Origin of the sequence: Burkholderia sp. Se-20373 (assembly GCF_017104705.1) — a bacterium.
Taxonomy (GTDB): domain Bacteria; phylum Pseudomonadota; class Gammaproteobacteria; order Burkholderiales; family Burkholderiaceae; genus Burkholderia.
The window spans coordinates 1-12,768 of the sequence record NZ_JAAGPH010000183.1; the positions used below are offsets into that span (position 1 = coordinate 1).

General features: G+C 68.2%; 13 protein-coding genes and 1 riboswitch. Of the genes, 7 read left to right on the forward strand and 6 right to left on the reverse strand.

Features of this window, described 5'->3' with window-relative positions; genetic code table 11:
* On the reverse strand, positions 1–972 hold a 972-nt coding region (locus G3N96_RS34260), incomplete at its 3' end, for an EamA family transporter (RefSeq protein WP_206139946.1).
* A 504-nt stretch (positions 973–1,476) separates the two neighbouring features.
* On the opposite strand from G3N96_RS34260, the gene G3N96_RS34265 reads away from it, so the two are divergent.
* Positions 1,477–1,830: a type II toxin-antitoxin system RelE/ParE family toxin gene (locus G3N96_RS34265; RefSeq protein WP_206139947.1), complete on the forward strand. Its 354-nt coding sequence runs from the start codon at positions 1,477–1,479 to the stop codon at positions 1,828–1,830.
* Entirely contained in the window at positions 1,827–2,108 is a 282-nt protein-coding gene (locus G3N96_RS34270) for an XRE family transcriptional regulator (RefSeq protein WP_124575910.1), read from the forward strand. Before G3N96_RS34265 ends, G3N96_RS34270 begins: the two co-directional genes overlap by 4 nt.
* 90 nt (positions 2,109–2,198) lie before the next feature.
* Here G3N96_RS34270 and G3N96_RS34275 read toward each other — a convergent pair whose 3' ends face one another.
* The 3 genes from G3N96_RS34275 to G3N96_RS34285 form a co-directional block, all read right to left on the reverse strand.
* Complete coding sequence (locus G3N96_RS34275) at positions 2,199–2,987, reverse strand: molybdopterin-dependent oxidoreductase (RefSeq protein WP_089425873.1); 789 nt, start codon at positions 2,985–2,987, stop codon at positions 2,199–2,201.
* A 28-nt stretch (positions 2,988–3,015) separates the two neighbouring features.
* A complete protein-coding gene (locus tag G3N96_RS34280) occupies positions 3,016–3,648 on the reverse strand; it encodes a cytochrome b/b6 domain-containing protein (protein WP_089494462.1) in 633 nt (210 codons plus the stop codon).
* An 88-nt stretch (positions 3,649–3,736) separates the two neighbouring features.
* Complete coding sequence (locus tag G3N96_RS34285) at positions 3,737–4,012, reverse strand: pentapeptide MXKDX repeat protein (RefSeq protein ID WP_011351498.1); 276 nt, start codon at positions 4,010–4,012, stop codon at positions 3,737–3,739.
* A 271-nt stretch (positions 4,013–4,283) separates the two neighbouring features.
* A riboswitch (TPP riboswitch) is annotated at positions 4,284–4,400 on the forward strand.
* A gap of 124 nt (positions 4,401–4,524) precedes the next feature.
* On the opposite strand from G3N96_RS34285, the gene thiC reads away from it, so the two are divergent.
* The 5 genes from thiC (at position 4,525) to G3N96_RS34310 (ending at position 10,185) form a co-directional block, all read left to right on the forward strand.
* Positions 4,525–6,456, forward strand: coding sequence for a phosphomethylpyrimidine synthase ThiC (thiC, locus tag G3N96_RS34290; protein ID WP_048024440.1), 1,932 nt, complete (start codon positions 4,525–4,527; stop codon positions 6,454–6,456).
* A gap of 239 nt (positions 6,457–6,695) precedes the next feature.
* Positions 6,696–6,908 (forward strand): glycine zipper 2TM domain-containing protein, encoded by a 213-nt coding sequence (locus G3N96_RS34295; protein ID WP_011545020.1) that lies wholly within the window; start codon positions 6,696–6,698, stop codon positions 6,906–6,908.
* Between the two features lie 219 nt (positions 6,909–7,127).
* Positions 7,128–7,382 (forward strand): hypothetical protein, encoded by a 255-nt coding sequence (locus G3N96_RS34300; RefSeq protein WP_124575912.1) that lies wholly within the window; start codon positions 7,128–7,130, stop codon positions 7,380–7,382.
* A 151-nt stretch (positions 7,383–7,533) separates the two neighbouring features.
* Positions 7,534–8,460, forward strand: a complete 927-nt coding sequence (locus G3N96_RS34305) for a DMT family transporter (RefSeq protein ID WP_206139948.1) — start codon at positions 7,534–7,536, stop codon at positions 8,458–8,460.
* Positions 8,461–8,904: 444 nt separating this feature from the next.
* The gene (locus tag G3N96_RS34310; RefSeq protein WP_124575914.1) at positions 8,905–10,185 is read left to right on the forward strand and encodes an EAL domain-containing protein; all 1,281 of its coding nucleotides are present in this window, start codon (positions 8,905–8,907) and stop codon (positions 10,183–10,185) included.
* A 58-nt stretch (positions 10,186–10,243) separates the two neighbouring features.
* On the opposite strand, the gene arfB is transcribed toward G3N96_RS34310, so the two are convergent.
* Positions 10,244–10,648, reverse strand: a complete 405-nt coding sequence (gene arfB / locus G3N96_RS34315; protein WP_011351491.1) for an alternative ribosome rescue aminoacyl-tRNA hydrolase ArfB — start codon at positions 10,646–10,648, stop codon at positions 10,244–10,246.
* The coding region (locus G3N96_RS34320) for an AAA family ATPase (protein ID WP_241022955.1) at positions 10,645–12,768 on the reverse strand (2,124 nt) is incomplete at its 5' end. The genes G3N96_RS34320 and arfB, both read right to left, overlap by 4 nt.

A 12,768-nucleotide genomic window follows, 5' to 3' on the forward strand; every position in this document is an offset into this window, starting at 1 on the left:
TGCCGCGGCCGCCGAGCTGGCAGCCGCCGCGCGCGCCGCGGGCCGGCGCGCCGGATCGAACACGAACGACAGCCCGACGCTGCCGAGGATCGCGACGGTCGCGACCACGGTCGCCATCGTCACCGGCTCGCCGAGCAGCAGCGCACCGAGCGCGACCGCGACGATCGGGTTCACGTACATGCAGCTGCTCGCGATGATCGGGCTCGTGTGGCGGATCAGGTAGCCGTACGCGACATACGCGGCCATCGTGCAGAACACCATCAGGTACAGGAACGCGAACACCGGCCCCACCATCAGGTGCTCGACGCGCTCGCCGACCAGCCACGCGACGAACGTCGAGATCATGCCGCCGAGGCCGATCTGCAGCGACGTGGACAGGAACAGGTCGGACGGCAGCTTGAGCCGCGTCGCGAGATGCGCGCCGCCGGCCCAGAACAGGGCGCCGGCCAGCACGCAGATCGTGCCGAGCGCCGAACTCTGCGCGGCCGCGCCGCCCGAATTCAGCACGACGATGCCGACCATCCCGAGCGCCACGGCCGACCACTCGCCTTTCGTGACCGGCCGCCCGGCAACCGCGGCGATCACGGTCGCGAACAGCGGCACCGTGGCCACCATCACCGCGGCCGAGCCGCTGCTGACCAGACTGATCCCGAGCGCGATCGTGCCGGACGACAGCGCGACGAGCATCGTGCCGACGATCCCCGCATTGCGGATTTCGAGCAGCGTCGGCCATTCGGGCTTGCGCCGCAGCGCGAAGATGAACAGGCCGATCCCGCCGAGCAGGTTGCGCAGCCCCGACAGCAGCAGCGGCGGGAACGACTGCAGCGCGAAATGCAGGCCGCTGTAGGTCGAACCCCAGACGAAATAGATGAAGACGAGCGCCAGCGCGACGCGGCCGCCGCGGCTTTGCGGCAGGCGGATCCGGAACGAGAAGCGGGCGAAGAAATCGAGGAGACGGTCGAGCGGCGTCATCGAGCAGCCTGCCCGCACGTCACGCCGCGTGCTCCGCTGAAAGACACCGGCGATGCCGGCAAACGGCCCTGGCGGGACCGGAAAGGCAGAGCGAACGTGCGGAACGACATGGCAGTGCGAACGGCGACGAAAAAGAACCGGCAAGCGGCGGCAGAGGGACAAAAAAACGCGCGCAACCGTTTCGGCTGCGCACGCTCGGCATTATGGCATCAAGGATTCGAAAGCATCGTCGGACCAGTCTGAAAGGATCGCGAATGATGTTTCCGCGCGACATTTCCCGGCCGGCGGGCCGGTGAAATCGGGGGCCGGATACGCGACACACGTGCGTTGCCACGATGTCGATCCGACCCGCCATTCACGCCATCCGTCGCGGTCGAGTCAGCCATCGGCCGAACGGCCAGTCCTGCGCGCCAGCCAGCACTTCCCCCTTATCGTGACGGTCGGCTCACGCGCCGCATGCGCTGAACGACCTTCCTTCGACCCCTGCACCGCCCATACAAAATTTTGTATAATTCGACCATTCTCCCGCCGAAGCCTGTTGTTTTCGTCGGCAGCGCGCTCGCGGATCTGCGCGGCTTTCCGCTGCCTGCGCGACGCGAAGCCGGCCACCAGATCGACCAGGTACAACGCGGGTTCGCGCCCGACGACTGGAAGCCGATGCGCACCGTCGGCGTCGGCGTGCGGGAAATTCGCCTGCGCGATGCGAGCGGCGCGTTCCGGATCATTTACGTCGCGACGTTCGCCGACGCCGTCTACGTGCTGCACTGCTTCCGCAAGCAAGCGACGCGCACCACCCGAACCGATATCGAACTGGCCGCCCGGCGCTATCGCGCGCTGACGATGGAGAGGAAACGATGACCACCGACCGTTATTCAAGCGTCTGGGACGCAATCGAGGGCCAGCCGGCCGAAGCCGAGAACATGAAGCTGCGATCCGAGCTGATGATCGCGCTCAAGCAGCGCATCGCGCAGCTCGAGCTCAGTCAGGCCCAGGCTGCGGAACGACTGGGCGTCACGCAGCCGCGCGTCTCCGACCTGATGCGCGGCAAGATCAACCTGTTCGGGATCGACGCGCTCGTGAACATGGCGGCGGCCGTCGGCCTGCGCGTCGACCTCCAGGTGCGCGAATCCGCGTGACGCGTCACGTGCGATGCCGCGATGCCCGACCCATCGCGGCACACGCATGCGCCACCACCTCCCGCCACGCACCGCACCGCAACGCCCCGCTCACGATCCGCCGAACCAGTTGTACCCCTGGTCGACCCAGTAGCCGCCCGGAAACGTATCGGTCACGAAGATCTCCATGATGTGCTTCGGATTCTTGTAGCCGAGCTTGGTCGGCATCCGCAGCTTCATCGGGAAGCCGAATTCCGGCGGCAGCCGCTGGCCGTCGTAGTCGAACGCGAGCAGCGTCTGCGGATGCAGCGCGGTCGGCATGTCGATGCTCTCGTAGTAATCGTCCGCGCACTTGAAGCCGACGTACTTCGCCCGCGTGTCGGCGCCGGCGCGCGCGAGAAACGCGCCGAACGGCGTGCCGCCCCAGCGACCGATCGCACTCCACCCTTCCACGCAGATATGCCGCGTGATCTGTTCCGCGTGCGGCAGCGCATACAGTTCGTCGAGCGTCCACACGCGCTTGCCCGTCACGCGGCCGGACAGCACGAGCCGATACGTCGACGCGTCGACGTGCGGCACGTCGTCGATCCCGTAGTACGCGTTGAACGGGAACGGTCGCGTGATGTCGGCTTCGGTGTAGGTCGGCGCGAGCCGCTCGCCACTGAACAGCCAGGCCTGCACGCGGTCGTTCATGCGCGACACCGTCTCGAGGAACGTGTTGACCGACGCGTCGTCCTTCAGCGTGCAGCCGGTCAGCATCGTCAGCCCGCCGAGCGTCAGCACGCGCCGGTTGAACAGCCGCCGCGACGGCATCTCGAGCTCGCGGCGCACGTCGAGTTCGAGCGACTTCCGGTCGAGCGTCCAGCGCGAACCGTCGCGCTTGGTTTCGGATTCCGACATGATGATTTCCTTCACCGAGGTTGACGGGTCAGCGCCCACGCAACATCGCGAGCAGCGAGCGCGGCACCAGCAGCGCCATCGCAACGTGAACGACAATGAATCCGACGAGCAGCGACATCGCCCAGAAGTGCACGACACGCGCGTTGTCGTAGCCGCCGAACAATTCGCGCAGCAGCGGGAATTGCACGGATTTCCAGATCGTGAGCCCCGACAGCACCAGCACGACGAGATCGACGATCGCGGTCAGGTAGGCGGCGCGCTGCACCGCGTTGTACACGCTCAGGTCGGCGTGCGACAGCCGCCCGCTCACCGCGGCACGGATGTCGCGCCAGATCGACGCCGGCGTGACGGGCAGCATCTTGCGCGCGAGGCGCCCCGTCGCGATCGACATCGTCAGATAGAACAGTCCGTTGAAGACGAGCAGCCACATCGCCGCGAAATGCCATTGCAGCGCGCCGCCGAGCCAGCCGCCGATCGTGATCCCGTGCGGGAACGTGAACGGCGGATAGATCGGCGACGCGTCGTAGATGCGCCAGCCGGACAACACCATCAGGATCGCCGCGAGCGCGTTGAGCCAGTGGCTCGCGCGCACCCACAGCGGATGGATCGGGCGCGCGGGCGGCGTGGCGGCCGCGCGCCCGGTGGCGGGAACGGTTTGCATGATGAAGACTCCCGGAATGAGTCGACGGGACGCGATGCGGGCGGCCGCCGTGCGATGCACGCGCCGGCCGCGCCGCGTCCGCCTTTCGTCAGTTCGACGGCGCCATCTTGTCGCCCGACGGCTTGCCCATCTCGTCGTGCGACATCGCGTCCTTCTTCATCGCGTCTTTCTTCATCGCATGCTTCTTCATGCCGTCCTTCTTCATCGCGTCGTGGCCCATTGCATCCTTGGCCATCGCGTCGTGGCCCATCGCGTCCTTCGACATCGACGAGCCCGGCTGCGACATCGCATCGTTCTGCGCATACGCGCCCGTGGCGATCGTGGCGAAAGCGGCGACGCAAGCGGCAATCAGTACTTTTTTCATGACATCTCTCCAAAACAACATGGGTTTAAGGAGCCGAATAGACGGACGACGTCGCGGGAAATGACAGCCGCTGCGAAAATTTTTTTGACGTTGCGCGAAAGCGCGCCGTGCTGCACCGCATTGCCGTGGCCGGCCAGGCCGGGAGGCCATGCGGCGGCGACGCGCGCTGCCATTTCGACGGGCCACCGTGCCGCCCGCCATGCTGCGGCCGCACCGGGGCAGCCGATCCTCTCCCGGTTGAAACCGCCGCCAAGCCAGTGTATCGTGTGCCCTGCTAACGCGGGGGTCCTGCAATGCGCCCGGTCAAACAACCGGCATTGCGGGTGAGAAATACCCTTTGAACCTGATCTGGATAATGCCAGCGCAGGGAAGCGTACGGATTTCGCCGCTATCCTTCTGACGAAATCCGCCGCCTCACCAAGCCTCGTCTCCTGCTTAGCTCGAGCCCCACATACGTCAAGGGCTCCGGGCAAGCGCCGAAGCGCCTGTCCGGCGCTCACACAGGAGATTGCATGAACGCCAATCCGAAGTTTCTGTCCGCCGACGCTCATGTCGATGCCGCGGCCGTCGCCCCGCTGCCGAATTCGCGAAAGGTCTATGTAACCGGCTCGCAGCCCGACATCCGCGTGCCGATGCGTGAAATCACGCAGGCCGACACGCCGACCGGCTTCGGCGGCGAAAAGAATCCGCCGATCTACGTGTACGACACGTCGGGCCCCTACACCGATCCGGACGCGAAGATCGACATCCGCGCGGGCCTGGCCGCGCTGCGCCAAGGCTGGATCGAGGCGCGCGGCGACACCGAAGTGCTCGGCGGCCTGTCGAGCCAGTACGGTCTCGAGCGCGCGGCCGACCCGGCCACCGCCGACCTGCGCTTCCCGGGCCTGCACCGCAACCCGCGCCGCGCCCAGGCCGGCAAGAACGTCACGCAGATGCACTATGCGCGCCAGGGCATCATCACGCCGGAAATGGAATACATCGCGATCCGCGAGAACCAGCGCCGCGCCGAGTACCTCGAGAGCCTGAAGGCGAGCGGCCCGAACGGCGCGAAGCTCGCCGCGATGATGGGCCGCCAGCACCCGGGCCAGGCGTTCGGCGCAGCGGCCTTCGGCGCGAACGCGCCGGCCGAGATCACGCCGGAATTCGTGCGTTCGGAAGTGGCGTGCGGCCGCGCGATCATCCCCGCGAACATCAACCACCCGGAATCCGAGCCGATGATCATCGGCCGCAACTTCCTCGTGAAGATCAACGCGAACATCGGCAACTCGGCCGTCACGTCGTCGATCGGCGAGGAAGTCGACAAGATGACGTGGGCGATCCGCTGGGGCGGCGACACGGTGATGGACCTGTCGACCGGCAAGCACATCCATGAAACGCGCGAGTGGATCATCCGCAACAGCCCGGTGCCGATCGGCACGGTGCCGATCTACCAGGCGCTGGAAAAGGTCAACGGCAAGGCCGAGGACCTCACCTGGGAAATCTTCCGCGACACGCTGATCGAACAGGCCGAGCAAGGCGTCGACTACTTCACGATCCACGCGGGCGTGCGCCTGCAGTACGTGCCGCTCACCGCGAACCGGATGACCGGCATCGTGTCGCGCGGCGGCTCGATCATGGCGAAGTGGTGCCTCGCGCATCACAAGGAAAGCTTCCTGTACGAACACTTCGAAGAGATCTGCGAGATCATGAAGGCGTACGACGTGAGCTTCTCGCTCGGCGACGGCCTGCGCCCCGGCTCGATCTACGACGCGAACGACGAAGCGCAGCTCGGCGAGCTGAAGACGCTCGGCGAACTCACGCAGATCGCGTGGAAGCACGACGTGCAGGTGATGATCGAAGGCCCCGGCCACGTGCCGATGCAGCTGATCAAGGAGAACATGGATCTCCAGCTCGACTGGTGCAAGGAAGCGCCGTTCTACACGCTCGGGCCGCTGACCACCGACATCGCACCGGGCTACGACCACATCACGTCCGGCATCGGCGCCGCGATGATCGGCTGGTTCGGCACCGCGATGCTGTGCTACGTGACGCCGAAGGAGCACCTGGGCCTGCCGAACAAGGACGACGTGAAGGAAGGCATCATCACGTACAAGCTCGCCGCGCACGCCGCCGACCTCGCGAAGGGCCACCCGGGCGCGCAGGTGCGCGACAACGCGCTGTCGAAGGCGCGCTTCGAGTTCCGCTGGGAAGACCAGTTCAACATCGGCCTCGATCCGGACAAGGCGCGCGAATTCCATGATGAAACGCTGCCGAAGGATTCCGCGAAGGTCGCGCACTTCTGCTCGATGTGCGGCCCGCACTTCTGCTCGATGAAGATCACGCAGGACGTGCGCGAGTTCGCGGCGCAGCAGGGCGTGTCGGAAACCGAAGCGCTGAAGAAGGGGATGGAAGTGAAGGCGGTCGAGTTCGTCAAGACCGGCGCCGAGATCTATCACCGTCAGTAAACGAACGCGCGATCCGGCGCTTTCGCCGGATCGCCTCGCCACGCACGAAGCCCGCTTTCGAGCGGGCTTTTTTGCGCATGTCGCATGCCTGCCGGCCCATGCGAAACAATTGATTACGAAACCGCGCGAGCCTTAACAAGTGCTTACAGCAGCGTCGGGGGACGGCGCGTAGATTGGGTTCATGCGCGGCCGCCAGCCGGTCGTGCGCCTTCCCGTTCACTACCACAAGGACAACGATCATGAATTCGATTCGGCGTTTTGGGGTATGCGCGCTCCTCGTCGCGACAGTGGCCAGCCTGTCGGCCTGCGATTCGATGTCGCGACGCCAGCGCGATACGGCAATCGGTGCGGGTGTCGGCGGCGTCGCCGGCGCGGCGATCGGCGGCAACGCACTGTCGACGCTGGGCGGCGCGGCGGCCGGCGGCATCATCGGTAACCAGGTCGGCAAGTAAGCACTCCGACATCGGCCGGCTGGGTGTGGTCGCCCAGCCGCAGGCCGGGAGGTTCAACGGCGTTTCCGCGGTGCGGAAGCGCCGTTTTCGTCTGTCGTGCCGCAACACGCGCGGCCGCTCCACCCGGAAATGATCGGTTACCGTTTCTCATACCGTGTCATCGGGACTCGGCCTAAGCTTCAAGCATCTGCCGATAGCCGGCTCCGCCGGAGACACATCATGAACAGGACCCTCGTCGCCGCGGCGCTTGCCTGCACGACGCTTGCCGGCTGCTACTACCCGTACGGCTATTATCCGGGCGGCTATTACACGGCGGCGCCGATGCCGGTACAGCCCGCGCCCGTGTATGTCGATCCGGCCCCCGCCTACTACTATCCGGCGCCCGCCTATGCGCCAGCATGGGGCGGTTATTGGGGCCCGGCGCTGTCGCTCAATTTCGGCTTCGGCGGACGCGGCGGCTGGCGCCATCACTGATCTGATCAGCCGCGCCGCATGTGGCGGGGCGTCCGCCGCCCGGCGGCAAACCGGCGGAATGACCGTTTCTTGTCGTTTCATCCAATCGTGAAACGGCGGGCGGTAACGCGGTGTAAGATTCCTCGCATCCCGTCCCCGCCCTCGCCGATCGATGTCGCCCAAGAACGCTTTCCTGCTGACCGTGCTCGCCGCCCTGTGGGGCGCGTCCTTCCTGTTCATCCGAGTCGGCGTCGTCGATTTCGGCGTCGCGCCGCTGATGGCGTTGCGGGTAGGCATCGGCGCGCTGTTTCTCGCCGGCTTCGCGCTGACGCGCTTCAAGCCCGCCGATCTCGGCGCCCGGCTGCGCCGTCATGCGTGGCCGTTGTTCGTCGTCGGCGCACTGAACTCGGGCATTCCGTTCTGCCTGTTCGCGTTCGCCGAACTGACGCTGTCGGCCGGCGTGACGTCGGTGATCAACGCGACGACGCCGCTGTGGGGCGCGCTCGTCGCCTACCTGTGGCTGAAGGACAAGCTGTCGCTGCCGCGCGCGCTCGGGCTCGTGATCGGTTTCGCCGGCGTGCTCACGCTCGTGTGGAACCAGATCGCGAATGCGCACGGCGAAACGGGCGCCGCCGCGACCGCGCTCGCCGCCGCCGCGGCGCTCGGCGCGACGCTGCTGTACGGCATCGCGGCCAATTACACGAAGCGCAAGTTGACCGGCGTCGATCCGCTCGTCAACGCGACCGGCAGCATGATCGGCTCGACCGTCCTGCTGCTGCCGTTCGCGATCGCCACCTGGCCGGCCGCGCCGGTCAGCGCGCACGCTTGGGGTTCGGTGCTCGCGCTGGGCATCGCTTGCACCGGCATCGCGTATTTCATCTTCTTCCATCTGATCGCGCACATCGGCCCCGCTCGCGCGATTACCGTGACGTTCGTGATCCCCGTGTTCGGCCTGCTGTGGGGCGCGCTGTTCCTCGGCGAACACGTGTCGGCCGTGATGATCGAAGGCTGCGTAATCGTGCTCGTCGGCACCGCGCTCGCGACCGGCGCGATCAAGCGGATTCCCGGGATCCGGCCGCGCGGCGGCGAAGCGACCTGACGATACATTCGGGTGCACGCGCCGCCATCGTTCACGCCGTGATGCCTGACGACCGGGCGCCGACTGTTCATCGCCGCGCCCGCCGATAGTGCCGCGGCGCGACCGGCATTCGTCTGACGGCGACCTTCGCTCGCCACCTGCCGGCCGCCGGGATTTCCCGCCACGCCACGCATGCCGCCGGATTGTCATGTGCGGCGGGGACGCCCGACGCGACGCGGCGATCATGCGCGGCGCGCATGCGAGCAGCGCCGCCCGCAGTCGCGTTCCCGCGTGCGTCTGGAGTTTCCCTGATACGCGAGCGGCCACGTTCCCGTTACACTCCGAACACTTACCCGCAGAAGGCGGTCTCGATGCCCCACGTCCTTTCGCGTCCGCCGGCGCGTGCGACTGCTTCAGCGTGGCGGCGCGCTGCCGTTCCGCCGCTCACTCCCGGGCACCGTTGACATGAAGCCCGCCCGCGACCTCTCGCTCGACGCCCTGCTCGAACGCCTCACGCCGACACCCGGCGGCTGGGTCGCCACCTATCGCACCACGACATTGCGCAGCGTGTTCCAGCCCGTGCTGTCGATCACGCACAAGCGGGTCGTCGGCTACGAAGCGCTGCTGCGCGTCGTCGATTCGAACGGCGCAATGATCTCGCCCGCCGCGCTGTTCGACAAGACGCGTGCCGACGCCGACGCGCTGCTGCTCGACCGGCTCGCGCGCTGCCTGCATACGGCCAACTTCGTCGCGCAGGGTATCGGCGACGGCTGGCTGTTCCTGAACGTCACGCCGCGCGTGCTCGACTCGGGCCTCGTGCAGCGCGAATTCGTCGAGGCGCTGTGCCGGCATTTCGCGCTGCCGCCGAACCGCATCGTGCTGGAAGTCGTCGAACAGCCGTCGCGCGACGAAGCCGCGCTCGCCCGCACGATCGACATGATCCAGCATCGCGACTTCCTGATCGCGATCGACGACTTCGGCACGGGCTTCTCGAACTTCGACCGCGTGTGGCGCACACGCCCCGACATCGTCAAGCTCGATCGCTCGCTCGTCGTACGCTCGACCGGTTCGGCCGAGGATCGCCGCATCATGCATCACCTCGTGTCGATGCTGCATCAGGCCGGTGCGATGGTGCTCGCCGAGGGGGTCGAGAGCGACGATTCGCTGCAGGCGCTGATGGAAGCCGACATCGATTTCGTGCAGGGTTTCCAGTTCGGCCAGCCCGATGCATCGATCGCCCATGCCAGCGCGGCAGCACCCGCGATGCTCGACGCCGCGTGGCAGCGCTTCATCGCGCGCCGGCACACGCCGGTTGTCGCCGAGCAGCCCGGCTTCGACGCGATCGAGCGGCTCGTGCTATCCGGCGCGGCGGCGTTTTCCGCAAGCGGCAACCTGCAGGACGCCGCGCAGCGCGTGTTCGCGGTGCCGGCCGCGCGCCGCGTGTTCGTCACCGACGAAACCGGCGAGCAGTTCCTGCCGTCGATCGGCGCGCGCGCCGACGACGGCCAGGCGGGCGTCACCCGCCTCTCGCCGCTCTTCCCGGAAACCCACAGCAACTGGTCGCGGCGCCCGTATTTCCAGCGCGCGATCGCCGCTCCCGGACGCGTCGCGCTGATGGGCCCGCACTTCTCGCTGACGGAAGGCCGCGACTGCTATACGGCCGCCGTCGCGATCCGCGCGCAGAGCCGGCTGGTCGTGTTCTGCGTCGACTTCGTGCTCGACAGCGCCGGGACCGTCATGCGGTAACCGGTGCGACGGCGAGCGTTCGGCTGTCGCGCCCGTCGTTCGTCGGCTCATCCATTCGTCAGTCGGTCACCTTCCCTCTTCCCGACTTCACCACGCTGCGGCGCGACTTGTGCTCGAGCCGCCGCTCCTTCGACGCACGCGTCGGCCGCGTGGCGACCCGCGCGCGCGGCGTGAACGCAACGCCGCTGATCAACGCATCGAGTCGCGCCAGCGCGGCTTCGCGATTCTTCTCCTGGGTGCGATATTCCTGCGACTTGATCACGACGATGCCGTCACGCGTGATGCGCTGGTCGGACAATGCAAGGAGCCGCTCCTTGATGACGGGCGGCAACGACGACGCGCGGATATCGAAGCGCAGGTGGATCGCACTCGACACCTTGTTCACGTTCTGCCCGCCCGCGCCCTGCGCGCGCACGGCCGTCCATTCGACTTCGGCCGGATCGAGCGTATAGCGGATCATCATCGCGCAGCCTCCCGGCGCCGTGCAAGCGCCTCGTCGACGCGTGCCGCGAGCCCCGAATCGCGCTGCGTCCGCGTCGCGACCGCCTGCGCGAGCACGCGCCGCGGCCCGATCACCTGCACGCGCGTGCGGGCACGCGTGACGGCCGTATAGACGAGCTCACGCGTGAGCACGCGGCCGAACGACGCCGGCAGCACGAGCGCGGCTTCGTCGAATTCCGAGCCCTGCGACTTGTGGACCGTCAGCGCGAACGCGGTTTCGTGCGGCGGCAGCGCGGCCGGCGACACCGCGCGCGGTGTGCCGTCCGCGCGCCTGAACCACACGCGCAGCACGCCGTGCGCGTCGGGCAGCGCAATGCCGATATCGCCGTTGAACAGCCCGAGCGCATAGTCGTTGCGCGTCACCATGATCGGCCGCCCCGTGAACCAGTGCGCGCCCACCGCCAGCGGCACCCGCGCCGCGTGGCGCACGTGCGCGGCCACGAGCGCATTGACGTGCTCCGCGCCGCGCAAGCCGCTGCGGGTCGCGCACAGGATCCGGAACCGGTTGAGCGCGTCGAACAGCGGCAGCGGATCGGGCACCGGCGCGGCCAGCGTGTCGCGCAACGCGTCGAGGTAAGCGCCGAAGCGCCGCGCGAGCCGCTCGACCGTCGTCGACGCGAGCGACTCGCCCGCATCGTCGTGGAATGACGCGGCGGCCGAATCGTCGGCGGGCAGCGCGTCGAGCGCGGCCTGCACGTCGCCGCTGCGGATCGCGAGCGACAGCCGGCCGATCGGCGAATCGAGACCGAAGCGGTAATTGCGTTCGAGCCAGACCACGCAGTCGGCGAGCGGTGCGGGTGCAGGTGCGGGCGTGGCTGACGCGGTGGCGGGTTCGCCCGGCGGTATCGATGTGACCGATGCAAGCGCCACGTCGCCCGCGTCGAACGGCGGCAGCTCGACCGCGTCGAGCCACGCAAGTTCGTCGACCTCGATCCACGCAGGGGCCTCGCCTGCCGCGCCTGCCTCGCCGGCCTCACCCGGCTCACCGGTTTCGGTCAGCGCCGGACCTGCGGCCTGCGGCGGCGCGACGCTGGACGGCGGACTGTCGTCATCCTGCGGTTCGTCGTCGAAGAGCGATGCCTGTCGCACGTCGACTTTCCGGCGCGACGCTGGTTTGCGCGCGGCGGCCGCGGCAGGCGCCGGTGCCTCGACCGCAGCAGAAGCCGGATGCGCAGCGGGAGCGGCCGCGGTCGAGGCTTCGTCCCGCACCGGCAGCGCCGCGACGAATGCGGCCTCGTCGATGCCGAGCGCCTGCGCGATGCGCGTGCGCGCCGCGGCGGTAAACGCCGGCCGCGCGCTCAACTCTGCAAACACGGCGCCCGCCTCGACCGCGGCCAGTTGGTCCTTGTCGCCGAGCAGCACGAGCCGCGCACCCGGCGCGAGCGCATCGAGCAGATGCGCGGCGAGCGCGACGTCGATCATCGACGCCTCGTCGACGACGATCAGGTCGTACGGCAGCGGATTGTCGCGATGATGCCGGAATCCGGCCGCCCCGCCGCCGCCCAGCAGCCGGTGCAGCGTGAACGACGTCTCCGGCAGGCGCGCCGCGAGTTCGGGCGGCAGGTCGCCGGCTCGTGCGTGCAGCGCTTCCTGCATCCGCTGCGCGGCCTTGCCGGTCGGTGCGGCCAGCGCAACGCGCAGCCCCGGATGCGCGTCGAGCAGACAGGCCAGCACACCGACGACGGTTGTCGTCTTGCCCGTGCCCGGGCCGCCGCTGACGATCGTCACGCGGCCCGTCAGCGCGACGATCGCCGCGACGCGCTGCCAGTCGACTTCGCCGGTTGCCGGCCCGAAGTAACGCGCGAGGCTGTCGCGCAACCGGTCGGGCGCGAGACCTTCGTCCGGCGCGGCCACGCCGGCCTGCGCGACGAGCGCATCGGCAAGCCGCCGCTCGTAGTCGAAATAGCGCGACAGGTACAGGTGGTCGTGGCGGTCGACGATCAGCGGACGCTCGTCGCCGCGTGCGAGCGTGCCGAACGCGACCACGCCGCTCGCGGCAAGCGCCGCGCGGACTTCGTCGAGCGGGGCTTCGTAGCGCTGCGCGAGCGCGCCGAGCGCGACGCACACGTGGCCGCCCGCGGT

Bases quoted from the DNA above. Each gene is read 5' to 3' on its own strand.
- G3N96_RS34275 (WP_089425873.1), bottom strand. From the start codon at position 2,987: ATGTCGGAATCCGAAACCAAGCGCGACGGTTCGCGCTGGACGCTCGAC.
- G3N96_RS34295 (WP_011545020.1), top strand. From the start codon at position 6,696: ATGAATTCGATTCGGCGTTTTGGGGTATGCGCGCTCCTCGTCGCGACA.
- G3N96_RS34280 (WP_089494462.1), bottom strand. From the start codon at position 3,648: ATGCAAACCGTTCCCGCCACCGGGCGCGCGGCCGCCACGCCGCCCGCG.
- G3N96_RS34300 (WP_124575912.1), top strand. From the start codon at position 7,128: ATGAACAGGACCCTCGTCGCCGCGGCGCTTGCCTGCACGACGCTTGCC.
- G3N96_RS34305 (WP_206139948.1), top strand. From the start codon at position 7,534: ATGTCGCCCAAGAACGCTTTCCTGCTGACCGTGCTCGCCGCCCTGTGG.
- arfB (WP_011351491.1), bottom strand. From the start codon at position 10,648: ATGATGATCCGCTATACGCTCGATCCGGCCGAAGTCGAATGGACGGCC.
- G3N96_RS34285 (WP_011351498.1), bottom strand. From the start codon at position 4,012: ATGAAAAAAGTACTGATTGCCGCTTGCGTCGCCGCTTTCGCCACGATC.
- thiC (WP_048024440.1), top strand. From the start codon at position 4,525: ATGAACGCCAATCCGAAGTTTCTGTCCGCCGACGCTCATGTCGATGCC.
- G3N96_RS34310 (WP_124575914.1), top strand. From the start codon at position 8,905: ATGAAGCCCGCCCGCGACCTCTCGCTCGACGCCCTGCTCGAACGCCTC.
- G3N96_RS34270 (WP_124575910.1), top strand. From the start codon at position 1,827: ATGACCACCGACCGTTATTCAAGCGTCTGGGACGCAATCGAGGGCCAG.